Origin of the sequence: Bradyrhizobium forestalis (genome assembly GCF_002795245.1) — a bacterium.
Classification (GTDB): domain Bacteria; phylum Pseudomonadota; class Alphaproteobacteria; order Rhizobiales; family Xanthobacteraceae; genus Bradyrhizobium; species Bradyrhizobium forestalis.
The window spans coordinates 42,469-68,971 of the sequence record NZ_PGVG01000013.1 but is presented as its reverse complement, the minus strand read 5'-3'; the positions used below and the strand labels follow the sequence as shown (position 1 = coordinate 68,971).

Here is a 26,503-nt window from a genome sequence, read left to right as displayed (position 1 = left end):
TTCACAACGACGAGATGGGGCCGAATTCGTGCGGTTACAGCGGCAGTTCCGGCTCGCGGCGGGCGTTGCGGCGGGCATTGGTGACAGCGGGCGAGGCGGTGGAGCGGATAAAGCTCCAGCGGATCGAGGGGGCCTGCCGCGCGTCCTGCCGGATCACGATCTGGGCGGTGCGGCGCGGGCCGTCATTGCCGGCCAGGAACACGCTGTCCTCGAGATCGACCTTGTCGTCCAGCGCCTCGAAGGTCCAGACGTCGCGGTTCGGCAGCACCAGCATGACGCCGCGGGCATCCGACAGCCGGCTCGCCTTCACCGCGGGATGCAGATGGAAGCGCAGCGCGAAATCGGCATCCGCGCCCTTGAAGCGTCCGCCCTGCGGCGGCGACAGCGTGTCCTCGCCGTCGATGCGCGCGCCGTCATTGGTGAGCATCAGCACGCGGCGGTGGATTGCCCCGAACTTGGCGAGATAGCCGTCATGCGATGTCGTGAGCAGCGTGCCGTTCTGCACGACCTCGCGATAACTCTCGACCTCGACGGGGCCGCTGGTGACGGGCGCGCCGTGCAACAGCCGTTTCATCGCCGACATCTCGACGAACTGGCATGACGAGGTGTCGCGATAAGTCAGCGTCGAATGCGCCGCCGTGCTGCGCGCGAACGGCCGCCAATTGTCGCGGCCCGTAGTCGGCATGCCGCAATTGGTGACGATGCGGCTAATGCCGGAAGACAGTTCGAACGACAGGCAGCCGGCATGGGCGTCGTGGCTGATGCCGGCCGGCGGCGGCGGGCCGGTGTCGATGATCAACGTGGTCTGGCCGGCATCGAGGCGCTGGAAGCCGGTATGCGGCATGTTCGCCATCGGCGCGCCGTGGGTGTCATCATAGGCGAGCAGCGTGGCGAGCAGGTCCGAAGAGGTCGCGCTCATGCCGTTGAACAGGGCGAAATTGCCGTCGCCGTGCCGGAAGAAGCGCAGCATCGGCATCATGCGGTCGATCGCATTGAGCAGCGCCGGCGGCGGCGCGATGTTGCGCGCGGCAAAGGTCTGCCGCAGCGGCAAGAGGTCGATCAGCAGCTCGATCAGCGCGCCCGGGTTGCGGGAGATGTGCCCACCGTCGGGCAGGATCTGCCGCTGCAATTCGTCGGAGAGCTTCTTCGAGGCGCTGCGGATGTGACGTGTCTGGTTGGCGAGACACAGGGACGCATAGCACAGCGCGATCAGCACCTGGAGCTTCGGCACCCCGTCCGGAATGTCGACCATGGTGTAGCGCAGGAAGCGGATCTCGCGCGCTAGGGCGCGCAGATAGCGTCGGTAGAATTTGTTGTCGGTCTCGCCCAGCACCAGCGGCGCCTGCGACAGCAGCGAGATCACGCGCCTCGCCAGCACGTCGGCGCGGCGCGCGACGGGGCGGCGCTTGTTGGCGGGGTTGGCGATCCAGTCCTCGATCAGCGCGCGCGCATTCGCCCGCGTCAGCGCAGTGTCGGCGGCGCGTAAGTGACGCAGCCAGCCGAAGCCGAGCAGCGCAACCTCCCAATCCTCCGACGGCGGCTCGAGATCGAAGATCGAACGGCCGTGGCAATTGACGATCTTCCCGGCGAAGACGAAGCGGCCGGCATAGATCTCGGCGGCGCGGGTCGCATCCGCGGTACGCAGGTCGTGCGGTGCGATGATCAGCCGGTCGGTGCGGCTGGGCCAGACCCGCGACATCGCAACGGAACCGCCACTCGCGCGCGCGAGCATGTTCCGCGCGAAGCGGTTCATGACCAGCGTCGAGATACGTCTGCGTTGAGCGACCGACACGCCTTGCCTTGATGGGGGAGAGGATCAGCGACGAATCCTTATTAATCCCAAAATCGGACGCCTGACACCACCTTGAACGGCGCGAATCAGCGTCGTGGTCGCAAAATCCAGTGCAAAATCAGGATTTAACGAGCCGGGCCGCGAAAAATCCGTCGAGCCCGCCGAGCTTGGGATCGGCGTTCGGCAGATGGCAGGGCAGGGTGCGAAGGTCGCCGTCCCGGTTGAGGATTTCGTCGAGGCCCGCGACCTCCGACGCCTTGATCGGGACGCGGCGAAGCGCAGGCTCGGCGGCGAGCAGCGCCGCCACGGCCTGCTCACCCTCCTCGGGTTCCAGCGAACAGGTGCAATAGACCAGCGTGCCGCCCGGCTTGAGCAGCGAGACGGATTTCTTCAGCAGCCGCTGCTGAAGCGCGGCCAGGGCGGCGATGTCGGATTCCTGCCGCAGCCATGCCACGTCGGGATGACGGCGGATCGTGCCGGTCGAGGTGCAGGGCGCATCGATCAGGATACCGTCGAAGGCCTCGGCCGGGCCGGCCCATTCCACGGCGTCAGCGACGACGGTCTCGGCCTGGAGCGACAGTCGCGCCAGGTTTTCGCGCAAACGCGCCACCCGCGCAGGCGAGCGGTCGATCGCCGTGACATGCGCGCCTGATAGCGCCAGCTGCGCGGTCTTACCGCCGGGGGCGGCGCAGAGATCGGCAATGGACTTGCCTTTGACGTCACCGAACAGCCGGGCGGGCAACGCGGCGGCGGCGTCCTGCACCCACCACTGGCCTTCGGCGAAGCCGGGCAGCATGGTCACCGAACCGTGCAGCAGCATCCGCACCGTTCCCGTCGGCAGTGTCTCGCCATGCAGGCGGCTCGCCCATTGTGCGGGATCCGACTTCACCGTGAGATCGAGCGAGGGCTCGTGGCCGAGCGCCAGCGCCATGTCTCGTGCGGTCGCCTCGCCATAATGCGCGGTCCAGCGCGCGAGCAGCCATGGCGGCAAATCCAGCGATTGCGTCGCAACTTCCTCGACCAGCGCCTTGCCCTCGCGCGCGCAGCGGCGCAGCACGGCGTTGACGAGGCCGGCGTAGCGCGCGGCACGGCGGTCGGATTGCACGAGGCGGACGGAGAGATCGACCGCGGCGTGATCCGGCACGTCCATCCAGAGGATCTGCGCGGCGCCGATCAACAGCGCGCTCTGCGCGCGCGGCGCATCGGAGGGAATGCCCTTGTCGAGCAGGCGGGACAGCACGTGGCCGAGCGTGCCGAGCCGGCGCAGCACGGTGGCGACGAGGCGCCGCATCAGCGCGCGGTCGCGGTCGGCCAGCGTCTTCAGTCCGGGATGAGCGCCGCCGCCGTCGAGCTGGTCGTCAAGCGTGCGATGCTTGTGCAGCACACCGTCGACGATGTCGGCGGCAATCCGCCGTGCCGCAAGACCAGGCACTTCGGATGGAGGGACGAAACGTTGAGATGGCATGCGGAAGCAAGGTTCTGAACGAGCGGCAGTTCCGCCGCAAAGGGCGCATGCCTTGAGAAGGCGATCTCTGACACGCGAATATGCCAAATGTAAGAATCGCTTGCGGGTTTTTCAGCCCTTTGAGCCGATTTCAGGAATGCGTTATTGGGCATCGCGTTGCGCCCGATCCTGCGCTAGAAAGACCGGCGATGAGTGACCCCGTTCCCGATCGCAGGCCGCTGTCGCCGGCCGCACAGCGCGCGCTGGCCGAGGCCGAAGTGCGTCGGCAGGCTGCGGCCGCCCAGGCCAAGGACGCGGCCAAGGCAAAGGAGTTGCAGGGGCCGCAGGGGCCCGAGCCCACCCGCTACGGCGATTGGGAGCGCAAGGGCATCGCTTCCGACTTCTAGCTCTCGATCTTACTTAACCTCTCCCGCTTGCGGGAGAGGCGTAGGCCACCTTCGGTGGCCGCCAGCTTAAAAAGACGCCGAGGCAAAGCCTCGGCTATGGCGAAGCGCCGGGTGAGGGTTCTCTCCACACAGGGGTTCTCGCTTGCGGAGATACCCTCTCCCCAACCCTCTCCCGCAAGCGGGAGAGGGAGCGCACCTCCTTCGTGGTTGCATCAGACCGAATCTCATCTTGCTTTAGCTCGCTGCCGGAGAGCAGCGATGATGAGTACGGTTCGCTCCGGTCGTTACAGGTAATTGTGCTCTCGCAAGTAGCGGATGATGCGCTCGCAGGCCGCCTCGCTCGACAGCTCCGACGTGTCGATGGTGATCTCCGGCGCTAGCGGCGCCTCGTAGGGCTGGTCGATGCCGGTGAATGCCGGCAGCTCGCCCGCCCGTGCCTTGCGATAGAGTCCCTTGGGATCGCGGCGCTCGCATTCGGCGAGCGGGGTCGCGACGTGGATCTCGATGAACTCGCCCGCCTCGAGTCGCCGGCGGGCCAGCTCCCGCTCGCTGCGGAACGGCGAGATCAGCGCGACCAGCGCGATCAAGCCGGCGTCGACGAACAGCGCCGCGATCTCCGTAACGCGCCGGACGTTCTCCGTCCTCTCCGCATTGGAAAAGCCGAGGTCGCGGTTGATGCCGTGGCGGAGATTGTCGCCGTCGAGCAGCGCGGCATGGCGTCCTTGCTCGGCAAGCCGGCGGTCGACGAGATCGGCGATGGTCGATTTGCCGGCACCGCTCAGCCCTGTGAACCAGAGCACGCAGGGCCGTTGCTGTTTCAGCCGTGCCCGCACGGATTTGTCGACGGCAAGCGGCTGCCAATGAATGTTGGTGGCGCGCCGGAGCGACATGTCGATCATTCCCGCCGCGGCCGTGCGATGGCCGATCGGATCGATCAGAATGAAGCTGCCCATCTCGCGGTCATCGCGATAGGCCTCGAACACCAGCGGGCGGTCGAGATTGAGATGGACATAGCCGATCTCGTTGACGTCGAGCGTGGCGGCGCTTTCCTGCGCCATGGTGTCGATGGCGATCCGGTGCTTGAGTGTCGCGATCACCGCGCCGGTCGAGGCGGTGCCGCATTTGAGCAAATAGCGCCGGCCCGCGACCATGGCCTCGTCATCGAACCAGACGAGATGGGCCGCGAGCTGATCCGAGACCTGCGCTGCAGATCCTGATGTCAGCACGTCGCCGCGGCTGACGTCGATCTCATCGGCGAGCGTGAGCGTGATGGACTCGCCCGCTCCTGCCTGATTGCATTCGCCGGCGGGTGTGAGAATGCGTGCGACGCGGGTCCGGCGTCCCGACGGCTGCGCGCGAACCGCATCGCCGACCGCGATCGTTCCGCTCGCGATCCGCCCGCAGAAGCCGCGAAAATCCGCGTGCGGCCGGTTGACCCATTGCACAGGCAGCCGGAACGGCCGCTGCGAGACGTCGCCGGCCACGTCCACGGATTCCAGATAGGCCGTAATGGTCGGCCCTGTGTACCAGGGCATGCGCGTGCTCGCAGCGACGATGTTGTCGCCATCGGGCGCGACGACCGGGATGCACTGGACCTGGGAGATTCCGAGCTGGCCGGCCAGCGTCAGGTATTCGGCGGTGATGGAAGCGAAGCGATCTCCGTCGAATCCGACCAGGTCCATCTTGTTCACGGCGAGCACGACGTGACGGATGCCGAGCAGCGACAGGATGTGGCTGTGGCGCTTCGTCTGCGTGATCACGCCCTTGCGCGCGTCGACCAGCACCACGGCGAGATCGGCATTGGAGGCGCCGGTCGCCATGTTGCGCGTGTATTGCGCATGCCCCGGTGTGTCGGCGACGATGAAGCGGCGCAGCCTGGTGGCGAAGAACCGATAGGCGACGTCGATGGTGATGCCCTGCTCGCGCTCGGCCTGCAACCCGTCGACCAGCAGCGCGAAGTCCAGGTCGCCACCGGTGGTGCCGACGGTCCGGCTCTCGGAGGCCAGCGCGTCGAGCTGGTCGTCGAGCAGCGTCTTGGAATCGTAGAGCAGGCGGCCGACCAGCGTGCTCTTGCCGTCATCGACGCTGCCGCAGGTGACGAAACGCAGCGTCGGGCGATCGTCCTGCTCGAGCCGCGGCGCATCGGAGGCGGCGATCGTCGGTGCCTCGTGATAGGACATCAGAAGTAGCCTTCCGCCTTCTTGCGCTCCATCGATGCGGGGCTGTCGCGGTCGATCATGCGTCCCTGTCGTTCGGAGGTGCGCGATGCCATCATCTCCTGCACGATCTCGGGCAGGGTTGCCGCCGTCGAGGTCGTGGCGCCGGTGAGGGGGTAGCAGCCCAGGGTGCGAAACCTGACGGAGCGCCATTGCGGCTCTTCGCCAGGCTGCAGCGGCATCCGGTCGTCGTCGACCATGATCAACGCGCCGTCGCGCTCGACCACCGGACGCGAAGCTGCGAGATAAAGCGGAACGATCGGAATGTCCTCGAGCAGGATGTAGTCCCACACGTCGAGCTCGGTCCAGTTCGACAGCGGAAACACCCGCATGCTCTCGCCGGGCGCGAGCATCGTGTTGTACAGGCCCCACAGCTCCGGCCGCTGGTTCTTCGGATCCCAGCGATGCGCCGCGCTCCGGTGCGAGAACACGCGCTCCTTGGCGCGCGACTTCTCCTCGTCGCGTCGCGCGCCGCCGATCGCGGCGTCGAAGCCGTGGAGATCCAGCGCCTGGCGCAACGCCTGCGTCTTCATCACGTCGGTGTAGCGGGCCGAGCCGTGGGTGAAGGGGTCGATGCCCTGGCTCAATCCGTCATCGTTGGTATGGACGATCAGATCGAGGCCGAGCTCGCGCGCGCGCATGTCGCGAAACGCGATCATCTCGCGGAACTTCCAGGTCGTGTCGACATGCAGCATGGGAAACGGCGGCTTGCCGGGATGAAATGCCTTCATCGCCAGATGCAGCAGCACCGAAGAGTCCTTCCCAATGGAATACAGCATGACCGGCTTGCGGAATTCGGCCGCCGTCTCGCGCAGGATGTGGATGCTTTCCGCTTCCAGGCGTCGAAGGTGGCCGGCGACGTGAAGCTGCTTGCCGCCGGCCCTTCCACGAAGGGCGGATTCGGCGGTCGTGCGAATGTCCAGCATGCTGATCACGCGGCCGCGGCAAACCAGTCGCCGAACAGGCGTGCCGACATTGCCGCATTCAGGCCGAGATCGCGAACGCAGGCCGCGACCGAGGCACGATAGGCATCATTGACCCCGCAGCGCTCCAGAACCTCGAGCTGAGCTTCGCTCAGTGAGGCCGTCGCGCGGCGCTGGTAGCGATAGGCGCTATCGGAGGTGTGCAGATTGGGCACCTTGTAGATCGTCGCTTCGCTCGGGAAGATGACGCGCGCATTGTTCGCTTGCACGTCTCCGGGCTCCCGCCAGGACGTCACGGCATTCTCGGTAAAGCTGCTGGAAAGGTCGAGGCGGTCGAACAAGACACGGACCGACGACACGGCCTCCTTGCTCACCTCGTAGACGTAGTGAGTGACGCGAACGCCCTGTCGCTCGGCATAGCTTGCGACGTGAGCCGCGCTGAGCGCGGCGACGACATAGTGCCGCAACAAGGTATCTGCAGGCGCGCGCGAGATCAGCTTGTCGAGCCATGACGCCAGCGAACTCGCCGGCTCGCGATCGAGCATGATGAGATGCAGCCGGTGCCGCGGATAGCCCGCCTCGATCAAGAGCTGCAGCGGATTGAACAGGCTCTCGGCCAGCACGTAAGGCCCGATCGTCTCCTTGCTGAAGATGTGCGGTTCGTCGGTCGCCGACGGCACGATCCAGGGTGTCAGCGGGCGGCCGACGAGCGCGTCGCGCAGGATCGCCTTCAGCGGTTGATAGTATGAGGGCATCCCGGTCATGCCGAACAGATTGCTCAGAGCCGTCGAGCCGACCCGGGCTTTGCCGCATGCAAAATAGAGCATCGGGAAGTCTTGTGCCGGGCGATGCCGGAAGTCTTGCGCAAGGCACTCGGTGACCTCGCGCATCAAGGTTTCAAGCGTGACGGTCCTGGTCTGGAATTCGCCGACGGGCGAAAGCGGCAAGGTGTTGAGGGAGCCATGCTGTTGCCGAAGCAGATCGGCGATTCGTTGGAGCGAATCGGGGGAAATCCCGTCGATGTTCATATGGGAGGCTCACTCTTCCAGGCTCCGCAAGCAAGGTTGCTTGCGTAATGTGATACAGCCTATAGTTGCTTATCGAGGCGGTCAAATCCGGGGAATCCCAGGGGTGCCGTGCACATCGGCGAGCACTACGGGTGCTCGCTGATGTCTCTGCGGCATCAGGCCACGCGAACGGTATTGAGGAACTTCTCGACCTCCGTCTTCAACAGGCTGCTTTCGCTCGACAGCGAGCGCGCCGATGCCAACACCTGTCCCGACGCCGCGCCGGTGGCGCTCGCGCCTTGACTGACCTGAGCGATCTTGTCCGCAACTTCGACGGTGCCCTTGGCGGCTTCGCTGACGTTGCGCGCAATCTCGGCCGTCGCGGCGCCCTGCTGTTCGATGGTCGCAGCGATCGTCGTCGAGATGTCCGAGATGCGGGCGATGGTCGCTCCGATCTCCTTGATCGCGCCGACGGAGTCTTCGGTCGCCGATTGCATGCCGGCGATCTGCGCGCTGATCTCCTCGGTCGCTCGCGCGGTCTGCGCCGCGAGCGCTTTGACCTCGCTTGCGACGACTGCAAAGCCGCGCCCGGATTCGCCGGCCCGCGCGGCCTCGATCGTTGCGTTCAGCGCCAGGAGGTTGGTCTGTTCGGCAATCGCAGTGATCAATTTGACGACGTCGCCAATTCGGCCCGCCGCCTTGAGCAGCTCATTGATCCGGGCATCGGTGCGCTCGGCCTGCTTGACGGCATCGCCGGCGATGCGGCTGGAATCGTGGACCTGGCGGCCGATCTCGACGACCGAAATGCTCATCTCCTCGGCGGCGGACGCCACGGCTCCGACGTTGGTGGATGCCTCCTCCGAGGCGGCCGCGACCATTCCCGAGAGCTGCTGGGTCTGCTCCGCGGTTCCCGACAGCGTGCCGGCGGCGGCCTCGAGCTGTTGGGAGGCTGCCGAGACAGAGTCGATGATACCGCCGACCGCAGTTTCGAACGCGCCGGCGAGCCGGGTCATCTCCTCCTTGCGCTGAGCGGCAGCAGCGGCTTCCTGAGTCTTCTGCTCGGCCTCCATCTGCTCGATCCGGATCAGATTTTCCTTGAAGGTCTGAGCCGCGCGAGCGTTGTCGCCGACTTCATCGCCGCGGGCGGTGTAGGGAATCTCGACCGCCTTGTTGCCGCCGGCGAGCTGCAGGAGCACGTCGCCGATGCGTCGGACCGGCCGGGCGATGCTCATCACGGAAAAGACTGCGGACCCGACCAACGTCAGAACGACGAATACGCCCACGATCATTGCGAAGGTGGCGACGCGATCCAGCTCGGCCAGCATCTCGCCCTTGCGACGCGCGGCAAATTCGTTGGCAACGCCAACCAGATCGTCGATGCGCTTGCCGACTTCCAGGGCTGCCGGACGCATGTGCTCTGCGAGAATGCTCGCCCTCGCCGACTCGGCTGCAATGTTGGCCCCACCGGCAGGGGCGCCAATGATGGCCTTTTGCGCCCCCGCCAGCTCAACGCCGCTGGCCAGATACGCATCGACGAATTTCCTGGTCTCACGATAGGCGTCCTGGGTGACCTTTCGGGTCGCCCGCTCCGTCGCGGCATCGATTTCCGCACCAGCCTCACTCGCTCGGGTGCGGAGAATCTCAAGGAGCCTGTCCACCTCTCCGGCTGACGCCGCCGAGCCGATTTCGAGGGCTGCGAGCTGCGCCCGCGCCATCGCCGTCTGTGCCGCCTGCGCATTGCCCTTGTTGAGATAGTTGATCGTGACCAGGCGATTGGATTCGGCAATCGAGCGGTTGCCGAGCATCTGGTTGGTCAGCATGCCGCCGACCAGCACCACGCTTACGCCCGTCACGACGCCGAGCTTGGTTCCAATGCGAACCCCGAATGAACCCACCACTGCCTCCTTGGATCGTCACCGAATATATGCGTCTTCGCAACCAAAGATTGAGAATTGGGTAACATTCAATAGTGACCGTAGAAGTACGGCCGAACCTTGAAGGGCGCGTGACGATCTTGATCCGTACAACTACGGGTAGCGTCGCGATCGGTGCAGCATTTGAGCGGCGCGGTCGGAATTAGAGTGCAGGGAGACTTGCGCTTGCGATGCGCCCCGACTCAGTTCTAGCCTGAAACAATGCGTCTCCGCGGCCGTATCAGTGCTCATCAATCCTCGTTCAGAGGTGCTCCGTTCAGCCGCCGCTTCTCGGGCCTCTTGCCGTGGCTGTTTGTGGTCGGCATGGCGGCGGCGATCGTGCTCGCCTTTCGGCAAGGATCAAGCTGGCCCGTGCCGCATGCGGCCGACGACCGCGCTCAGGATGCCGAGATTATCTTGCAGCAGGCCGGCAATGCGGACGTCCGACCGGTCGATGTCATCCGCACCATCGACGGCGATACCTTCCTCGCCCGCGTTCGTCAGCGTGACGGCCGCGATCTCGTTGCGCGTGTTCGGCTGCGCGGCATCGACGCGCCCGAACTGAAGGCGTCTTGCCAGGCGGAGCTGGACAAGGCCGAAGCTGCGGCCCGCGCATTGCGCGATCTGCTCGGCCAGGGCGGCGTGACCATCACTAATCTCGGCCCCGACAAATACGGCCGCGTCCTCGCCGACGTCGCAACCCGGCGGACTGCGAACGTTTCGGCGGCGTTGCTCTCCGGCGGCTTTGTGCGCAGCTACAATGGCGGCCATCGCGACGGCTGGTGCGCGCGCGGCTGGCGCTTCTGGTAACCAAGAAAGCCGCGTCGAAAGACGCGGCGTTTTTCGTCTCGACCGATTCAAGCGATCAGCGCGTCACGACCACCGTCGTGCCGACGGAGACGCGGCGATAGAGATCGGTGATATCGTCGTTGAGCATGCGGATGCAGCCATAGGAGACGAAGCCGCCGACCGAGCCCGGCACGTTGGTGCCGTGGATGGCATATTCGCCGCCGGCGAGCGTCATCGCCGCAACGCCCATCGGGTTGCGCGGCGAGCCGCCCGGAATGACGTCGGGGATATTCGGCTTGTCGCGCTTCACCTCGGCGGGCGGCGCCCAGGCCGGATTGAGATACTTGCCGTCGATCTTCGTCGTGCCGGCCCATTGCTTGCCGGCCTTGCCGACGCCGACCGGATAGCGCACGGCGTGGCCGTTATCGAGGATGAGATAGAGCCGCCGCTCGCTGGTTTTGACCACGATGGTGCCCGGCGAATAGTCGGCGAGGTGTGCGCCCACCAGCTCCGGTCGTGCCTTTGCCGCCGTCGACATCAAGACCCCAGCCCCGATGGTGGCGGCCAGCGCCACCGCAATCCTCATCGACATCGATGCTTCCCCTCGCCCAAAACGGATCGTCCAAAATGACGCAGAACCCGGCAATCGCCGCCGCGCCGAGCCCTCGTCAACGCTCATTGTTAACCGCGCCCGTTAACCGGATGGTTTCCACGCACGGCCGCCGAGGGCCAGCCAGCAGCGGGAACAAAGGAAATGTTCGAAATAAAGTAAATGACCTGAAAACAACACTGGGCAGGAAAGATGCCAGGCAGGTGATGCCGGCTCCGATCCATCCGTGCGGGAACGTGCGGCCGGCTGCTATCTGCAGATTCCAGAGCCGATCCAGATCTGCAGGCTGCTCGCGGCGACGCTGGAATCGACCTTCACGCTCACCCCACCAGGCGCAACGCGTGTGGCTCCGGCGGGGGCGGCGATCCCTGTAATGTCCTTGGCCAGCAGCTCAGCGTACGGGCGGTCGGACGGGGATCCATACCGCACTTCGCACATCCGCGCCGCCGCCTCGTTCCTGGTGCCACCGCCGGCCGTGGGCTCCTGCCATTTCCAGCCCAGCGCTCCCACCTCGCGCGCGAACGGCCTGATGTCGCGGTCGCGGTTGAAGTCGCCGGCAAAGACGAGAGAGGCAGTGTAGTCGCCCCGATACGGCAGCCAGATGCCGAGCTTGTTGGCTTCCATCGTCTGTGGCCGCGGCTTGATGCCGGTACCGAGCAGCTCGTTGGTGATCTCAGCGGCTTTGGTGGCGGCAGCAAGACTCTTCGCATCCCCCGCGCGGTAATCAACCCCCGAACGTGGCGATACGCTGTCCGGCTTGTTGTCGTTGTCGACGTCACGATCCGGATGGACCTGCTCAAAGCCGGCCTCACGCAGCTTTGCAAGAAGCTGATCGATCTGCTGCTGAGGACGTTTGCTGTGCAGGTAGATCGCGATTCCATTGAAAGCAGTCGCCGTCGATGCGGCCGTAGGGATCGGCGTCGGAGTCACGACAGTTATGGGAGGGCGGCTTGCTTGCGGCCAATTCAGCATGACGGTGACGGCCGCGATACTTGCTGCCATTGCCAACGCCAATCCTATCAACCAGCCCTGAAATGATCTTGGCTTTCCACCGCCGGGTTCGTGTCTCGAGGGCTCAAGCACATCGCCAGGCTGCAGCTCTTGCACGGGTCTTGGGCTGGCCGAACCAGGAGGTTCGTCGCCAGGCGACGACGTCGGCTTGGCTGGCGCTGGTTGACCTCCTACTCTCTTTTGAATCGCGTGACGAAGCTTGATGAACTCCGGCGCGTTGCGATCTCCTTGCCATCTCGAAAAATCGCCTGTCTGTATACCGCGGAAACCCAGCGGGGGCTTGGCGCTGTCCAGCGAGATCGGAACAAGCTTGCCCGCATCATTGGCGAGCCCGGCTTCATCAAGAACGTATTTGGATTTCGTCGAGGCTTTCGACCAGGCGACAATCGTGCACGACGCTCTATTCAGCTCTTCCTCGATCTCCTCGCTGAAGGATCCTGCGATCTGAAGATCGTCGTCCCACCACACCGTCCATTCGGTTTCGAGCGCGTGAATGATGGGCTCGATCTGCGCGCGATCAACCTTGGCATAGCTGAAAAAAATATCGGCCAAGCGCCAGCCCTCGAATAATCGTCCTGGAATAACAACTTCAGGTTAGTCCGGGAATCTTTCGCGAGCAACATTGCAGGATTGGTGACGATGTGGGCCAAAAACGACGGGGCCACGCAAGCGTGGCCCCGGTACGAAGTTCAGAATGACGAGGTCCGGAGTTCGATGCTCACGCATCACCACGGAACGACGGCGATGACTTACGCCGATCTCCGGTTCTGCCGGTTCTTGACGAGGTCGTCGACCACGGCGGGATCGGCCAGCGTCGAGGTGTCGCCCAGGCTGCCCGGCTCGTCCTCGGCGATCTTGCGCAGGATACGGCGCAACGGGCTAACCTCTGTTCCGCTTCAATCTCGGTCGAGAGATGTTGTCCCACCAAGCGATCCATTCTGTTTCTATCACATGGATGAGCAGTTCGACCGCGCGGTCGATACTAACGCCATTGCTGGAGAAAATATTGCCAGGCTAGCCAGCGGACGCTCGAATGATTCTGCCCAGAGCGCGGAGTCGCTCAAGTATCGTCAGGAAGAGTCTGTCTCGCTTGCCGCGATCCTCGTAGTCCGGCTCGATGGTCCTTCCGTCCCTTGGTTCGAACTGAGTGGCCGACAACCATGGATAGGATCTCCAATCGCAGGGAGCTACTATGATAGGTAGGATAACGAGTCCAGTCTCCTTCCTCCTCTCAAGGAAGCGCGCCATCTCGACACTCTGGCAATAGTCCGAATTCAAGAAACTTTGACTCACTAGGGCGATCACGATATCTGCAGCTTCCATCTGCTTCTTGATCTCGTTGTCCCAAAGCGCTCCGGCTTCGAGCCGCGTATCGAACCAGATCGAGAATCCCTCTCGAGTGAGCCCTTTCAGGAAGCCGTAGAGGCTGTCTTCGGCAAGATACGCTCTGTCATGATGGCTGTAGGTGATAAACACGCTTATCGATCTATTAGCGCCTCTGGAGACGGAAGCCGCGTTGGTCGCGACGGGACTGGTGATGATCCCCATGAACTCCGAAAGGATCTCAGACTGGTTAACCTGTGCGAATAGGCGCGCGCCTGGCTCGATATGCCACCTTCGACTTCTGAGATATTCTTCGATGGGTGACAGCGAGGGAATCGTCGATGCGCAGTTCAACATCAGACGGGCGCTACTTGGCCAAGAATCCGGAGCATGCTCGTATAAGCGGCGCGGTTCGGTGATATTCGAATCCGTCACATAGCATGATACGATGATTGCGCCGAGACTCCGTAGTACATCCGCGGCGCTCGTAACGTCTGTTTCGCTTCCATCGGTCGGGTCGCCGTCGGAGAGAAAAAAGATGATAGGGGGACCAAACAACTGGTGTTGCTGAATCTCCGCGCGCAATCGTTCGGTTGCAGTCGTGAGCCCTTCCAACATGGGAGTATTGCCAAACATGCCTACAGCAAGTTTGGTAAGATGGGCCTCCCATAGGTCCCAATTCAGGGCAAGGTCGTGCAACGAAATTGTGGAAGCTCGCCCCCGGCTCGTCTGCAATAAATCGCGAACATCAGGTCCCGGCGAAAGGAAAGCTCCCGGCCCACCGAAACCAAAGCCGTAGGCAAACAGCAAGGTGGACTGAGAAACTTCGCTCAAAGCGCCTTGAGAAAGTTGATCTACCTTCGCGGCATTGCGCTTCAGCGAATCTCGGAATGCTTCCAACCTATTCTGGCCACCAGTACCGCCGCCCATGGCGGAAAGCATGGACCCGGAGACATCTACCAAGATGCCTAAGATCAGGGGGCGCTCACGAGACGGCAAACCTTCAAACATCTCTTCAACATCCAAAACGGATTGTTCATGAGGCAATTTCAGGTTGATTGCAGCATAAGCCTTTTTTGCACAAGGACAAGCATCGCGTTTAAAAGACGGCTCTAGGGCGCCATTGATCCGCGACTATGAAACAGGACTAGCTAACTTTTACTCCCCAGTGGCCGGCCTTGCGCCGCTCCGCCGTGCGTCCCGGACACGATGCTGAGTTGGGACCCGGTTCGGCTTCGTACGCATTGCCCCGGCTCTGCAGCGCACCGCCAAGTGGGCGCTGCGCTGCGTCGGGGCCAAAACTTCCCTTACGCCGATTTCCGGTTCTGCCGGTTCTTGACGAGGTCGTCGACCACGGCGGGATCGGCCAGCGTCGAGGTGTCGCCCAGGCTGCCCGGCTCGTCCTCGGCGATCTTGCGCAGGATGCGGCGCATGATCTTGCCGGAGCGGGTCTTGGGCAGGCCCGGCGCGAACTGGATCTGGTCGGGAGAAGCGATCGGGCCGATCTCCTTGCGCACCCAGGTCACGAGCTCCTTGCGCAGATCCTCGGTCGGCTGCACGCCGGCCATCAGGGTGACATAGGCGTAGATGCCCTGGCCCTTGATGTCGTGCGGGAAGCCGACCACCGCCGCCTCCGACACCTTCTCGTGCGCGACCAGCGCGCTCTCGACCTCCGCGGTGCCCATGCGATGGCCGGAGACGTTGATGACGTCGTCGACGCGGCCGGTGATCCAGTAATAGCCGTCGGCATCGCGCCGGCAGCCGTCGCCGGTGAAGTACTTGCCCTTGTAGGTCGAGAAATAGGTCTGCTCGAAGCGGGCGTGGTCGCCGTAGACCGTGCGCATCATGCCTGGCCATGAACGGGTCAGACAGAGATTGCCTGTCGTCTCGCCCTCCAGGGTTTTGCCGTCGGCATCGACGATCTCCGGCACCACGCCGAAGAACGGCAGCGTTGCCGAGCCCGGCTTCAATTTGGTCGCGCCCGGCAGCGGCGTGATCAGAATGCCGCCGGTCTCGGTCTGCCACCAGGTGTCGACGATCGGGCAGCGGTCCTCGCCGACGACGCGGTGATACCACTCCCAGGCTTCGGGATTGATGGGTTCTCCGACCGACCCGAGCAGGCGGAGCGAGGCGCGCGAGGTCTTCTTCACGGGGGCGTCGCCGCCCTGCATCAGCGCGCGGATCGCGGTCGGCGCGGTGTAGAAGATGTTGACCTTGTGCTTGTCGATGACGTTCCAGAACCGCGAATTGTCCGGATAGTTCGGCACACCCTCGAACATCAGCGTGGTCGCGCCGTTGGCCAGCGGTCCGTAGAGAATGTAGCTGTGGCCGGTCACCCAGCCGACGTCGGCGGTGCACCAGTAGATGTCGCCGTCGTGATAGTCGAAGACGTATTGATGCGTCATCGCGGCATAGACGAGATAGCCGCCCGTGGTGTGCAGCACGCCCTTGGGCTGGCCGGTCGAGCCCGAGGTGTAGAGGATGAACAGCGGATCCTCGGCGTGCATGTGCTCGAGCGGACATTCGGTCGTCACCATCGCCGCCGCCTCGTGATACCAGAGGTCGCGCGTCGGGTTCATGTCGACCTTTCCGCCGGTGTGCTTGACCACGACGACCCAGTCGACGCCGTTGGTCTTGGCGAGCGCCGCGTCGACATTGGACTTCAGCGGCACCTTCTTGCCGCCGCGCAGGCCTTCGTCCGCGGTGATGATGATCTTGGATTGGCAGTCGTTGATGCGCTGGGCGAGGCTGTCCGGCGAGAAGCCCGCGAACACCACGGAGTGGATCGCGCCGATGCGCGCGCAGGCGAGCATCGCGTAAGCCGCTTCGGGGATCATCGGCAGGTAGATCGTGACTCGGTCACCCTTCTTGACGTTGCGGGTGCGCAGGATGTTGGCCATCCGGCAGACCTCGTCGTGCAGCTCCTTGTAGGTGATGTGCTTTGATTGCGAGGGATCGTCGCCTTCCCAAATGATCGCGGTCTGGTTGGCGCGCGTGTGGAGATGCCGGTCGATGCAATTATGGGCGACGTTGAGGATGCCGTCCTCGAACCACTTGATCGAGATATTGCCGGGCGCGAAGGAGACGTTCTCGATCTTGGTCGGCGCCTTCATCCAGTCGATGCGCTTGGCCTGCTCCGCCCAGAAACCGTTCGGGTCCGAGATCGAGCGGGCGTACATTTCCTTGTACTTGGCCTGGTCGATCCAGGCGCGCTTCGTCCATTCCGCCGGCACGTCGTAGATCTTCTCGGACATGGTTCCCTCCACATGCGGCAAGCTCAGGCAATGCCGACATCATCATTTGGCTGATTATGCGTCGGGCTAGCCGGACCCGACAAGGAGCACAAGCTGGACCTTCGGCGGGCTGCCGGCCATGCGAAGGATCAAGGCCACCTGCTGCGACTGTCGCAGATGTGAAACAGCCCCGCGGGCGCCTTTTCTTCGGTGTTTACCCGTTTGCCTGGAACAGCCCGGCGCAGAGCCCTCATGCAGCAATAGAGGTATTTAGAGACCTCTTCTCACTGATTCGGGACTCGCAATACGGTTCGGAACACCCTAAATGGCCAACCCGGGTCCAAAGAGACCCCTCGGAACAAAAATCAGAACGTTGGCATTGATCGATAACAGGCAGGGCTAAGGCATAAGACTATGATGGATCAGCAGAATTTCGGGACGATGCGGCCCGCGTCAGCCGATCCTGCGGCCATTGCCCTCGCCAAAGCCCTCGGACAATGGCCGAAACCGGCCCCTTTCAGGCGCCTGAGCCCGAAGAAAGTCTTCGACACGGCGCCCGCGGCGACGGTCGAGGCGCTCGCCAGGGAGCTGGGCTTGCGGCTCGGCGACCAGAACGAGCTGACCATCCGCCGTATCAAGCGCGGCAAGGGCTACTCCTTCGTCCGTCCCAATGGCGCGCATATCCGCGATGCCCGCACCATCCGTCGGCTGCACGCGATGGCGGTGCCGCCGGCCTATCGCGAGGTGCGCTACTCCGCCGATCCCAACTCGCACCTTCAGGCCGTGGGCCGCGATGCCGCGGGCCGGCTGCAATATCGCTATCACGCCGATTGGGAGAAGGTCCGCGAGCACCGCAAGGCGCACCGCCTGGAGAAGCTCGTCGGAGCGCTGCCAAAAATCCGGCGCAAGGTCTCGGCGTTCCTGTCGGGGGACGAGCCGACGCGCGAGTTCGCGCTCTCGGCCGTGATCGAGCTGATCGCGCGCACCGCGATCCGCCCGGGCAATGAATCCTATGCCCGCCTCAACGGCACCCGCGGCGCCACCACGCTGCTGAAGTCCAACGTCACGCTGGAAGACGACAGCTTCGTGCTGACATTCAAGGCAAAGGGCGGCAAGGCGGTGCGTAAGGAGTGCGACGCGGCCAAGCTGGTGCGCGCCATCGGCATTTTGCAGCGTGTTCCCGGCAAGCGCATGTTCCAGTACCGCGATGCCTACGGCATCGTGCGGGCGGTCAATACCACGCAGGTCAATGCGTTTCTGCGCGAGATCGCCGGCATCAAGATCTCGCTGAAGGATTTTCGTACGCTGATGGCGTCAGCCGTCGTGGTGGAATCGCTGTCGCGGATCACACCGGCGACCAGCCAGCGCGGCCGCAAGAAGCAGGTGCTGGACGCAATCCGCGCCGCCGCGGACAAGCTCTCCAACACGCCGGCCATCTGCCGCAAGAGCTACGTCCACGACACCATTGTCACCGCCTTCGAGGACGGCATCCTCGAGCGCTTCGCCGCGACCATGAAGGGCCAGCGCTCGCAGGCGAGGCGCGAGCAGTTGCTGGCGCAGGTGGTGGCGACCGCGGCGGTCTGACCTCCCCGACACTACGACTTGTCTGAAACGCCTCTGTCCGGACCGGGATCGTTGCCGGCGGCCGCGATCGTCAATCGTTGCAGATAGTGCGCCCATCCCGTCGCATGCGCGGCGGCCTGCGCTTCGCTCGGCAATCCGCTATGCGTCATGCGCAGCAGCGTGCCGCCGTCGCGTTCGATCAGGTCGATCTCGATCAGGCTCGAGCCGGGCGGCACTTCCTGGCCGCCCTCCCAGCCGAACGTGTAGGCCAGACGATGCACCGGCACGACCTCGCGAAAGGCGCCGCGAGCGACGCCGCCGCGCGGGCCAACGCCTTTGAGCAGGTAGAGCCCGCCTGGATACGGCTCCGTGGTCGCGTCGGAGCCCATCCAGCTCAGGATTTTCTCGGGGTCGGTGAGATAGGCGAAGACGGTGGCACGCGGGGCCGCGATCTGGGTCTCGCGTCGCACCATGAACGGCTCGGTCATTGGCGATCATCCCTCGTCTTGCCTTGGGCTGACCCTGGGACATGGCGGCGCTGCGGGGCTCCGTCAAGGATTGCCCGTGACAAAGACGGCTCGGCTTCGTCATCATCGGGCCATGCCCCTCTCCTCGACCCTCGCCTGGCTCGTCGATGCCGCCTCGGATTGTCCCGGGGCCGACCGCCTGCTCGCGGAACTCGGCGCGCATCTGATCACCGACGGCGTGCCGCTTGCGGCAGGTAGCCTGACGTTGGAGGTACCGCATCCACTGATCGCGAAGCGCACGTGGCTGTGGCGTGCCGACAGCGGTCAGGTGATCGAAGCGCTCGGCTTCGCGCCGGGCGGGCTGGCGCCAGACCCGCCGAACGATGCCGGCCGCCGCTGGCTGCGCGACATCGCACACGGCGAGGTGCAGGAAGATGCCGTTGGACGGCCCGATGGGCCGTTGCTCGGCTGGATCGGGCCGCGTTCGTTCAGGGCAGGCGAGATCGAGCAATTGCGCCAGGCCGCTCGCTTCGCCGCGACGCCCCTTGCCGTGCTCGCCGCTCGCGCCACCTTGCGGGCGACGCTGGATGCTTATCTCGGCAAGCGCAGCGCGGAGCGGGTGCTGGCGGCACCTCTGCGGCGCGATCTCGGCGAGACCATCCAGGCCGCACTGCTCTATGCGGACCTGCGCAACTTCACGGTCTTGTCGGAAACCACGCCGCCTGCCGATGTCATCGCCGCGCTCGACGCCTGGTTCGATCGCATCGCCGGTGCGGTTCACGCTTTTGGTGGAGAGGTGCTGAAATTCATCGGCGACGGCGTGCTGGCGATCTTTCCGGTGGTCGAGGCGTCACCGCGCAGCGCCTGCGAGGCCGCTCTGCGTGCGGCCGGCGCAGCCGAAGCCGGGATGGCGTACCTCAACAGGGAGCGCCGCGCGCAAGGGCTGCCGCCGCTGTCGTTTGGTGCTGCGCTCCATCTCGGCGAGATGCTCTGGGGCAATATCGGTGCCGCCAACCGGCTCGATTTCACCGCGATCGGTCCCGCCGTCAATCTCGCCAGCCGGCTCGAGGGTTTGTGCAAGCCACTCGGCCGGACGGTGCTGGTGTCGGGCGCGCTTGCCGCCGAGACGAAGATGCCGCTGATCGCGCTCGGATCGCATTCGCTGCGCGGCATTGCCGCGCCGTGCGAGGTGTTCACGCTGCCGGAGCAGTAGATTCGGACATCGTAGCCCGCATGAGCGTAGCGATATGCGGGACCAGACCATCCCGGATGTCGCGGAGCCTGTCATCGGGCGGCGCTTCGCGCCGACCCATTGGCTCATCCGGGCTACGGCACCAACTAAACCCCGCCCATCTTGCAGACGAGCTTCCACTCCTCCGCCGTCACCGGCTGTACCGACAGGCGCGAATATTTCACCAGGGCCATGCCTTCGAGCTTCTTCTCGGCCTTGACCGCCGCCATGGTCACCGGCGTCTTCAAGGGCTTGTCGGCCTTGATGTCGACGCAGACGAATTTGCCGGTCTTGTCGGTCGGGTCGGGATAGGCTTCCTTGATGATCTCCGCGATCCCGACGATCTCCTTGCCCTCGTTGGAATGATAGAAGAACGCCTTGTCGCCCTTCTTCATGTTCACGAGGTTCTGGCGCGCAGTGAAATTGCGCACGCCGGTCCAGGCCTCGCCCTTGGCGCCCTTCGCAACCTGCTGCTCCCAGGACCACACCGACGGTTCGGATTTCACGAGCCAGTACGCCATGCTTATTCCTCTGCCTTGAAGGGGCGCGTCATCAGCGCCGAGATCGCGGCGTCGATCGTGCTTCGGCCGCTTAGGATCGCCGCGACCGCTTCCGATACCGGCAACTCGATGTTTTGCGAAGCCGCGAGTTCGATTAACACGGGGGCGGTGAACTCGCCCTCGGCGAGCTTGCCGGCGGCAGGCTGCTCGCCGCGCCCGAGCGCGAGTCCGAGCGCGAAGTTGCGCGATTGCGGGCTCGAGCAGGTCAGGATCAGATCGCCGAGACCGGACAGGCCGGTGAGCGTCTCGCTGCGCGCGCCGAGGGCGCGGCCGAGGCGCGTGAGCTCGGCAAAGCCGCGGGTCGTGAGCGCCGCCTGCGCGGAGGCGCCGAGCTTGCGCCCGACCGCAATGCCGACCGCGATCGCCAGCACGTTCTTGGCGGCGCCGCCGATCTCGACGCCGCGGATGTCGGTGGAGTGATAGGGGCGGAATGTCGGCGAGCCCAGCGCCTGCACCAGGCTGCTGGCCAACGCCTCATCGCTTGCCGCCAGGGTCACTGCCGTCGGCAGGCCACGTGCGACGTCGTCGGCAAAGCTCGGCCCCGACAGGATCGCCGGCTGCGCGTGCGGCGCGGCCTCGGCGATCACGTCGGTCATGAACTTGTGGGTGCCGTGCTCGATGCCCTTGGCGCAGGCGACGATCGGTACCGGCTTCGTGATGTGCGAGGCCATCATGTTGACCGCGCCGCGCAAATGTTGCGCCGGTGTTGCAATCAGCAGCATGTCTGCACGCGCGGCAAGCGCCAGATCGCTCGTCACGACAATGTCCGGCGCAAGCCGCACGCCGGGCAGTCGCGGATTGTCGCGCGTCGATGCGATCCGCCTCGCATGCTCCGCGTTGCGCGCCCAGAGCGTGACGCTCCGCCCTGCCCGCGCCGCCACCGTCGCCAGCGCCGTACCCCAGGCGCCCGCGCCGATCACCGCGACGGATTGCAGCGCGGTCATCGCTAGTATCCCGCCCGCGTGTTGCTGTAACCCGCGGGCGCTGTCGCGTTGGCGTCGAGCAACCACCGTGCGCGCGGCTGCGCTTCCATCGTGTCGGTCAGGCCGAGCGCGAGGCGCTCGGCACCGGCCCAGGCGATCATGGCGCCGTTGTCGGTGCAGAGCGCGGGCGGCGGCATGATCAGTTGCGTCTGCGCCTGCTTCGCGACGTCATCGAGAGCGCCGCGGATCGCCTGATTGGCGGCGACGCCGCCGGCGGCGACCAGCGCGCGCGGTGCGCCGAACTGCTCGCGGAAAAGCCTCAGGCCGACGCTCAGCCGGTCGGCGGTCGAGTCGAGCACGGCGGCCTGAAAACTCGCGCAGAGATCGCTGATATCCTGCGGCGTGAGCTCAGTGAGCCGGCTCGCTTCGGTGCGCACCGCCGTCTTCAATCCCGACAGCGAGAAATTGGCATCGGGGCGTCCCTGCATTGGCCGCGGAAACGCAAAGCGCGTGGCGTCACCGCCTGCCGCCGCGCGCTCGACCTGTGGTCCGCCGGGGTAGGGCAGCCCCAGCATCTTCGCGACCTTGTCGAAGGCCTCGCCGATTGCGTCGTCGACCGTCGTGCCGAGCCGCACATACTGGCCGACGCCGGTGACCGCGACGATCTGGGTATGGCCGCCGGAGGCGAGGAAGAGGCAGTAAGGAAATTCGATGCCGTCGGTGAGGCGCGGCGTCAGCGCATGCGCTTCGAGATGGTTCACCGCGACCAGCGGCGTGTCGTGCACCATCGCGATCGCCTTCGCGGTGGTCAGCCCGACGATGACGCCGCCGATCAGGCCGGGCCCCGCGGCAGCGGCGACACCGCTCAACTGGGCGAAGCCGATGCCGGCCTCGCGCATGGCGCGATCGATGATGCCGTCGAGCAGATCGACATGCGCACGCGCCGCGATCTCCGGCACCACGCCGCCGAAGCGGGCATGCTCCTCGACCTGCGACCGCACGATATTGGACAGGATCTTGCCGCTGCCGTCGCCCGCGCGCTCGATCACGGCCGCGGCGGTCTCGTCGCAGGTGGTTTCGATGCCCAGCACCAGCATTGGCGAATTGTTATCCAATTTGCGCCCTTGCGCTCATCCGTAAAGCAGAGTTCAGGTACGTCCGGTAGCATCCCGGGGCCAGATTGCGCAATCGTCACGCGCAGCCGTCCAGGTCAATGCGTCACCGCCACGTGGTTCGGGAACACCAGCGATGTCCATTCTTGTCACACGGCCGCATCCCGACAATGAGGCGACGGCGGAAAATCTGCGCGCGCGCGGGCATGCGGTGCTGCTTGCGCCGGCGCTCAAGTTCGAGCCGGTCGCCTTCCATGGCGAGAGTGAAGCGCCCTACGGCGCCGTTCTCGTCACCTCGGCCAACGCCATCCGCGCCGTCGCGCCGCAATCGCGGGACCTAGGCCTGTTGAAGCTGCCTTTGTTTGCGGTCGGCGAGCATACGGCTGCTGCGGCGCGCGAGGCCGGTTTTGCCGAGGTGATCGTCGCCGGCGGCGATGCTGCTTCCTTGCGGGACAAGGTGGTGCAGAGCGCACGCGCCAAGCTGCTGAAGAAAAAGAGCGTGCTGTTGTATCTCGCGGGCGCGGATCTGTCGCGCGACCTCGGCGACGAACTCGGCACGGAGGGTTTCCGCGTGGTCACGCGGACAACCTATCGCATGACGCCGGTCAAGCACCTGCCGCGCGAGGTCTGCGAGGGCTTTGCCGCCCACGGGATCGAGGCGGTGCTGCACTACTCCCGGCGCAGCGCACGCGTGTTCCTGGATGCGACACGGGACGAAGGCGTCGAAATCTCGGCACTGGCGATCCCGCATTGCTGCCTGTCCGACACGGTTGCGGGCGTGTTACGCGACGCCGGCGCGTCACAGGTTCTGGTGGCCGCAACGCCGGACGAAACTGCCCTGTTCGACACCTTGGAGCGTGCGTTGCGCACCCGTTTGGCGTAAAGGTCGGGCCGAATCCGACGCAATCTAATCCACCCTGGTATGGAAGTGTGAGGAACCGTCACGATGGCCGATGACAAGCCTGAAGACGCTGGATTGGCGCCCGACACGGGTCGTGCCAAGCGCACCCCGCCCACCATCGACCTCGAGGCGACGGAAGTCTCCACCCAGCCGCAGCAGGTCGCGGGCGAGCCCGAGGCTCAGCCGGCGACCGAGCAGGCCGCTCCTGAGGAGGTCAAGATCGAGGAGACCGAGCCCGAGCCTCACCCCGAGTCAGCCGAGGAGCAACTTTCCATTGCGCCCGCTTCCGCCTCGCGGCCGATTTCCCCGTGGGTCATCGCACCGTTCTCGGGCGCGGTGGCCGCAGCGGTCGTGATCGGCGTCGGCTGGATGCTGGGCTGGCCCGTGGTGCAGGCGCCGCCGGCCGCGCCGCAAGTGACAAGCGCGACGGTCGATGCGCTGAGCGGTCGCGTCGCCGCGGTCGAGGCCAAGGCCGGCAAGCCCGTCGCCGATCCGGCCATGGCCGCACGGATCGACGCGTTGGAGAAATCGGCCGGCGCCTTGCGCAGCGACATCGCCAATTTGCGCGCGCAGTCCGACAAGACCGCGAGCGCGCTGAACGATACGAAAACGGCGCCGCGTACCGCCGCGCCTGATATTGCCGCGCTCACTGACCGCATCACGCAGCTCGAGCGCGCCAGCAAGACGGAGCGGGCCGAGCTTGCGCAGCAGGGCGAGAAGATCGCCGATGCAAAAGCGATGGATGACAAGCCGCTGCGCTTTGTGGTGGCGGCGGCCCTGCTCGACGTCGCCGTTCGTCATGGCGATCCCTATCAGTCGCAGCTGTCCGCAGCGCGTTCGCTCGCCGCCAAGCCTGACATGCTGAAGCCCCTCGACACGTTTGCATCGTCGGGCATCCCGACGCCGGTCGCGCTGAGCCGCGAGCTGCTCACCATCGTGCCGAAATTGTCGCCGCCGGCGGAAGCCCCGGCCGCGAGTGCCGGCATCGTCGAGCGTCTTCAGGCGGGAGCGTCGAAACTCGTGCGCATCGAGCGCACCGACGGCGTCGGCAACGATCGCGGTGCCATCGTCGCGCGGGTGACGGCGTCGGCGCTCCGCAACGATTTCGGCGAGGCGCGGCGCGAGCTGAAGACGCTGCCCGAGGCCGATCGCGCGCCGGCGCAGGCCTGGCTCGACAAGGCCGATGCCCGTGACGCCGCGCTCGCCGCGTCCCGCAAATTCGCCGACGATGCCATGGCGGATCTCGCCAAATCAGCTCAGTAAGATTCGCGCAACAATCGGCGCGTAATTAGGGATCGCCATGCTTCGCATCGTCCTTTTCCTCGTTCTTATTGCACTGGCTGGCGCCGGCGCTGCCTGGGTCGCCGACCAGCCGGGCGAGGTCGTGATGACCTGGGGCGGCTGGCGGGCCTCGCCAACCGTTCCGGTGTTCGTGCTCCTTCTCGGCATATTTGCCGTGGCGATCGTGCTGCTTTGGAGCATCCTGACGACGATCTGGCACACGCCGGGGCGTCTGCGCCGCCGTCGCCACGAAAAGCGCCAGGCGCGGGGACGCCACGCCATCACCCACGGCCTGCTCGCGATCGGCCATGGCGATTCTGGGCTCGCCCGCCGTCATGCCGAGGCGGCACGGCGGCATGCGCCGAACGATCCGCTCGCGCTGCTGCTGCACGCGCAATCGGCGCAGCTCGAAGGCAATCGCGACGAGGCGCAGCGCGTCTTCCGCGCCATGGCCGAGCGCGAGGACACGCGCCTGCTCGGCCTGCGCGGCCTGTTCATCGAGGCGCAGCGCGCCGACGATGCGGTCGGCGCCGTGATGATCGCGGAGGAGGCGATCAAGCTGTCGCCGTCGTCGACCTGGGCCTCGCACGCGGTGCTCGGCTTCCGCTGCGCGCGCGGCGACTGGAGCGGCGCGCTCGCGATTCTCGATTCGAATCTGTCCGCAGGCCTGATCGACAAGCAGACCTATCGCCGGCAGCGCGGCGTGCTGCTCACCGCGCGCGCACTGGAATTGGAGAAGATGGATCGCGATGTCGCGCGCGAGAGCGTGATGGAGGCGGTCAAACTCGCGCCGACCTTGGTGCCGGCGGCGGTGCTCGCGGCAAAATTCGAGAGCGAGGCGCATCAGGTGCGCCGCGCCATGAAGCTGGTGGAAGCGGCCTGGCTCGCCAATCCGCATCCCGATCTCGCCGATGCCTATGCACATGTGAAGCTCGGCGATTCCGCGCGGCAGCGCCTGCAGCGGGTCGAGACGCTCGCGGCCAAGACATCGGCGAATGCGCCTGGCCATATCGAGGGCCAGCTTGCGATCGCGCGCGCCGCGATCGACGCCTCCGAGTTCGCCCGCGCCCGCGAGGTGCTTGCGCCCTGCGTCAGCGATCCGACCCAGCGCGTCGCGCTGCTGATGGCCGAGATCGAGCGCACCGAGCATGGCGACGGCGGCCGCGCCCGCGCCTGGACCCTGCGCGCGGTGCGCGCTCGCCTCGATCCGGCCTGGACGGCGGACGGCTATGTCAGCGAGCGCTGGCGTCCGATCTCTCCGGTCACCGGCCGCCTCGATGCGTTCCAGTGGCAGACGCCGGTCGCGAGCCTTCCTTCCGACAAGGGCGCCACGATCGAATCCTCGGCCTTCGAGGAGGCCATGCTGGCGGCCCCGCCGCCGAAGCGGGTGACGGCCACTCCCGAGCAAGGCCCGGCGGAACCGCCGGTGGTGGCCCCGGTGCCGGCACCGGCCGCCCAGGACAATTCGCCCCCTCAGGCCAAGGAAGTTGCCAAGGAAGCTGCCAAGGAGGCTGCCAAGGACGACGAGCCGGCCGTCACGCCCTCCGAGCCGGCGAATCCGGCTCCGACGGGTTCCGAATCATCGCCGCCCGCGGCAACGCCGGTATTCCGAGCCCGAGCCGAGCTCGGCAAGCCGGCCCCGGCGCCGATCCAGGCCGTCATCCCGATCGTCCGTGCACCCGATGATCCCGGGATCGACGACGACGGCCCGAGCGATGAATTTACGGAACAAATCGGCACGCCGAAGGCCCAGGCCGGCGGCTGGCGCGGATTCTGGTCCCGCTGGGGCGCGTGAAG

The 26,503-nt window shown here is 65.4% G+C and carries 21 protein-coding genes and 1 pseudogene; 7 read left to right on the top strand and 15 right to left on the bottom strand.

The genetic code is table 11. The features are described from left to right. Window positions 1-34: 34 nt before the first annotated feature. Both CVM73_RS17525 and CVM73_RS17520 read right to left on the bottom strand, forming a co-directional pair. Window positions 35-1,753, bottom strand: a complete 1,719-nt coding sequence (locus tag CVM73_RS17525) for a heparinase II/III family protein (protein WP_167406896.1) — start codon at window positions 1,751-1,753, stop codon at window positions 35-37. Between the two features lie 157 nt (window positions 1,754-1,910). After that, a complete protein-coding gene (locus CVM73_RS17520) occupies window positions 1,911-3,257 on the bottom strand; it encodes an RsmB/NOP family class I SAM-dependent RNA methyltransferase (RefSeq protein ID WP_100233200.1) in 1,347 nt (448 codons plus the stop codon). Window positions 3,258-3,445: 188 nt separating this feature from the next. Here CVM73_RS17520 and CVM73_RS17515 point away from each other — a divergent pair, with 188 nt between their 5' ends. Further along, window positions 3,446-3,643, top strand: coding sequence for a DUF1674 domain-containing protein (locus tag CVM73_RS17515; protein ID WP_100233199.1), 198 nt, complete (start codon window positions 3,446-3,448; stop codon window positions 3,641-3,643). 284 nt (window positions 3,644-3,927) lie between these two features. Here the strand turns inward: CVM73_RS17515 and cysN are convergent, their stop codons facing one another. The 4 genes from cysN to CVM73_RS17495 form a co-directional block, all read right to left on the bottom strand. Next, entirely contained in the window at window positions 3,928-5,823 is a 1,896-nt protein-coding gene (gene cysN / locus CVM73_RS17510; protein ID WP_100233198.1) for a sulfate adenylyltransferase subunit CysN, read from the bottom strand. Continuing rightward, complete coding sequence (cysD, locus tag CVM73_RS17505) at window positions 5,823-6,785, bottom strand: sulfate adenylyltransferase subunit CysD (RefSeq protein WP_100233298.1); 963 nt, start codon at window positions 6,783-6,785, stop codon at window positions 5,823-5,825. Before cysD ends, cysN begins: the two co-directional genes overlap by 1 nt. Before the next feature lie 5 nt (window positions 6,786-6,790). After that, on the bottom strand, window positions 6,791-7,810 hold the full coding sequence (locus CVM73_RS17500; protein ID WP_100233197.1) for a sulfotransferase family protein: 1,020 nt from the start codon (window positions 7,808-7,810) through the stop codon (window positions 6,791-6,793). Between the two features lie 155 nt (window positions 7,811-7,965). Next, window positions 7,966-9,684, bottom strand: a complete 1,719-nt coding sequence (locus tag CVM73_RS17495; RefSeq protein ID WP_245452321.1) for a methyl-accepting chemotaxis protein — start codon at window positions 9,682-9,684, stop codon at window positions 7,966-7,968. A gap of 240 nt (window positions 9,685-9,924) precedes the next feature. On the opposite strand from CVM73_RS17495, the gene CVM73_RS17490 reads away from it, so the two are divergent. Then, window positions 9,925-10,512 (top strand): thermonuclease family protein, encoded by a 588-nt coding sequence (locus tag CVM73_RS17490; RefSeq protein ID WP_100233196.1) that lies wholly within the window; start codon window positions 9,925-9,927, stop codon window positions 10,510-10,512. A 55-nt stretch (window positions 10,513-10,567) separates the two neighbouring features. Here the strand turns inward: CVM73_RS17490 and CVM73_RS17485 are convergent, their stop codons facing one another. The 5 genes and pseudogenes from CVM73_RS17485 to acs all read right to left on the bottom strand — a co-directional run bounded on the left by CVM73_RS17485 (window position 10,568) and on the right by acs (window position 16,689). Continuing rightward, on the bottom strand, window positions 10,568-11,083 hold the full coding sequence (locus CVM73_RS17485; protein WP_100233195.1) for a L,D-transpeptidase: 516 nt from the start codon (window positions 11,081-11,083) through the stop codon (window positions 10,568-10,570). A 267-nt stretch (window positions 11,084-11,350) separates the two neighbouring features. Beyond that, on the bottom strand, window positions 11,351-12,664 hold the full coding sequence (locus tag CVM73_RS17480) for a toll/interleukin-1 receptor domain-containing protein (RefSeq protein WP_158237575.1): 1,314 nt from the start codon (window positions 12,662-12,664) through the stop codon (window positions 11,351-11,353). Between the two features lie 197 nt (window positions 12,665-12,861). After that, window positions 12,862-12,987: pseudogene (locus CVM73_RS41475) on the bottom strand (hypothetical protein); the annotation flags it as partial. A 139-nt stretch (window positions 12,988-13,126) separates the two neighbouring features. Further along, on the bottom strand, window positions 13,127-14,446 hold the full coding sequence (locus tag CVM73_RS17475; protein ID WP_100233193.1) for a TIR domain-containing protein: 1,320 nt from the start codon (window positions 14,444-14,446) through the stop codon (window positions 13,127-13,129). Window positions 14,447-14,742: 296 nt separating this feature from the next. Beyond that, entirely contained in the window at window positions 14,743-16,689 is a 1,947-nt protein-coding gene (acs, locus tag CVM73_RS17470) for an acetate--CoA ligase (RefSeq protein ID WP_167406895.1), read from the bottom strand. A 393-nt stretch (window positions 16,690-17,082) separates the two neighbouring features. Here acs and CVM73_RS17465 point away from each other — a divergent pair, with 393 nt between their 5' ends. Continuing rightward, window positions 17,083-18,252, top strand: a complete 1,170-nt coding sequence (locus CVM73_RS17465; protein ID WP_100233191.1) for a DNA topoisomerase IB — start codon at window positions 17,083-17,085, stop codon at window positions 18,250-18,252. Window positions 18,253-18,263: 11 nt separating this feature from the next. On the opposite strand, the gene CVM73_RS17460 is transcribed toward CVM73_RS17465, so the two are convergent. After that, window positions 18,264-18,719, bottom strand: coding sequence for an SRPBCC family protein (locus CVM73_RS17460; protein WP_100233190.1), 456 nt, complete (start codon window positions 18,717-18,719; stop codon window positions 18,264-18,266). Between the two features lie 112 nt (window positions 18,720-18,831). Here CVM73_RS17460 and CVM73_RS17455 point away from each other — a divergent pair, with 112 nt between their 5' ends. Beyond that, entirely contained in the window at window positions 18,832-19,911 is a 1,080-nt protein-coding gene (locus tag CVM73_RS17455) for an adenylate/guanylate cyclase domain-containing protein (RefSeq protein ID WP_167406908.1), read from the top strand. Window positions 19,912-20,036: 125 nt separating this feature from the next. Here the strand turns inward: CVM73_RS17455 and CVM73_RS17450 are convergent, their stop codons facing one another. The 3 genes from CVM73_RS17450 to tsaD are packed head-to-tail and all read right to left on the bottom strand — an operon-like array spanning window position 20,037 to window position 22,509. Then, window positions 20,037-20,450 (bottom strand): EVE domain-containing protein, encoded by a 414-nt coding sequence (locus CVM73_RS17450; RefSeq protein ID WP_100233188.1) that lies wholly within the window; start codon window positions 20,448-20,450, stop codon window positions 20,037-20,039. A 2-nt stretch (window positions 20,451-20,452) separates the two neighbouring features. Continuing rightward, complete coding sequence (locus tag CVM73_RS17445) at window positions 20,453-21,433, bottom strand: NAD(P)H-dependent glycerol-3-phosphate dehydrogenase (RefSeq protein ID WP_100233187.1); 981 nt, start codon at window positions 21,431-21,433, stop codon at window positions 20,453-20,455. Between the two features lie 2 nt (window positions 21,434-21,435). Further along, window positions 21,436-22,509, bottom strand: coding sequence for a tRNA (adenosine(37)-N6)-threonylcarbamoyltransferase complex transferase subunit TsaD (gene tsaD, locus CVM73_RS17440; RefSeq protein ID WP_100233186.1), 1,074 nt, complete (start codon window positions 22,507-22,509; stop codon window positions 21,436-21,438). A 151-nt stretch (window positions 22,510-22,660) separates the two neighbouring features. On the opposite strand from tsaD, the gene CVM73_RS17435 reads away from it, so the two are divergent. From CVM73_RS17435 to CVM73_RS17425, 3 genes are all read left to right on the top strand, one after another. Next, window positions 22,661-23,407, top strand: a complete 747-nt coding sequence (locus tag CVM73_RS17435) for a uroporphyrinogen-III synthase (protein WP_100233185.1) — start codon at window positions 22,661-22,663, stop codon at window positions 23,405-23,407. A gap of 63 nt (window positions 23,408-23,470) precedes the next feature. After that, window positions 23,471-24,688, top strand: a complete 1,218-nt coding sequence (locus CVM73_RS17430; protein ID WP_100233184.1) for a COG4223 family protein — start codon at window positions 23,471-23,473, stop codon at window positions 24,686-24,688. A gap of 37 nt (window positions 24,689-24,725) precedes the next feature. Continuing rightward, entirely contained in the window at window positions 24,726-26,501 is a 1,776-nt protein-coding gene (locus CVM73_RS17425; protein WP_100233183.1) for a heme biosynthesis protein HemY, read from the top strand. The last annotated feature ends 2 nt before the right edge of the window (window positions 26,502-26,503 follow it).

Bases quoted from the DNA above. Each gene is read 5' to 3' on its own strand.
- CVM73_RS17485 (WP_100233195.1), bottom strand. From the start codon at position 11,083: ATGTCGATGAGGATTGCGGTGGCGCTGGCCGCCACCATCGGGGCTGGG.
- CVM73_RS17475 (WP_100233193.1), bottom strand. From the start codon at position 14,446: ATGTTTGAAGGTTTGCCGTCTCGTGAGCGCCCCCTGATCTTAGGCATC.
- tsaD (WP_100233186.1), bottom strand. From the start codon at position 22,509: ATGCTGGTGCTGGGCATCGAAACCACCTGCGACGAGACCGCCGCGGCC.
- CVM73_RS17445 (WP_100233187.1), bottom strand. From the start codon at position 21,433: ATGACCGCGCTGCAATCCGTCGCGGTGATCGGCGCGGGCGCCTGGGGT.
- CVM73_RS17430 (WP_100233184.1), top strand. From the start codon at position 23,471: ATGGCCGATGACAAGCCTGAAGACGCTGGATTGGCGCCCGACACGGGT.
- CVM73_RS17500 (WP_100233197.1), bottom strand. From the start codon at position 7,810: ATGAACATCGACGGGATTTCCCCCGATTCGCTCCAACGAATCGCCGAT.
- CVM73_RS17525 (WP_167406896.1), bottom strand. From the start codon at position 1,753: ATGAACCGCTTCGCGCGGAACATGCTCGCGCGCGCGAGTGGCGGTTCC.
- CVM73_RS17460 (WP_100233190.1), bottom strand. From the start codon at position 18,719: ATGACCGAGCCGTTCATGGTGCGACGCGAGACCCAGATCGCGGCCCCG.
- CVM73_RS17425 (WP_100233183.1), top strand. From the start codon at position 24,726: ATGCTTCGCATCGTCCTTTTCCTCGTTCTTATTGCACTGGCTGGCGCC.
- CVM73_RS17455 (WP_167406908.1), top strand. From the start codon at position 18,832: ATGCCCCTCTCCTCGACCCTCGCCTGGCTCGTCGATGCCGCCTCGGAT.
- CVM73_RS17515 (WP_100233199.1), top strand. From the start codon at position 3,446: ATGAGTGACCCCGTTCCCGATCGCAGGCCGCTGTCGCCGGCCGCACAG.
- CVM73_RS17435 (WP_100233185.1), top strand. From the start codon at position 22,661: ATGTCCATTCTTGTCACACGGCCGCATCCCGACAATGAGGCGACGGCG.
- CVM73_RS17490 (WP_100233196.1), top strand. From the start codon at position 9,925: ATGCGTCTCCGCGGCCGTATCAGTGCTCATCAATCCTCGTTCAGAGGT.
- CVM73_RS17465 (WP_100233191.1), top strand. From the start codon at position 17,083: ATGATGGATCAGCAGAATTTCGGGACGATGCGGCCCGCGTCAGCCGAT.
- CVM73_RS17520 (WP_100233200.1), bottom strand. From the start codon at position 3,257: ATGCCATCTCAACGTTTCGTCCCTCCATCCGAAGTGCCTGGTCTTGCG.
- cysN (WP_100233198.1), bottom strand. From the start codon at position 5,823: ATGTCCTATCACGAGGCACCGACGATCGCCGCCTCCGATGCGCCGCGG.
- acs (WP_167406895.1), bottom strand. From the start codon at position 16,689: ATGTCCGAGAAGATCTACGACGTGCCGGCGGAATGGACGAAGCGCGCC.
- cysD (WP_100233298.1), bottom strand. From the start codon at position 6,785: ATGCTGGACATTCGCACGACCGCCGAATCCGCCCTTCGTGGAAGGGCC.
- CVM73_RS17450 (WP_100233188.1), bottom strand. From the start codon at position 20,450: ATGGCGTACTGGCTCGTGAAATCCGAACCGTCGGTGTGGTCCTGGGAG.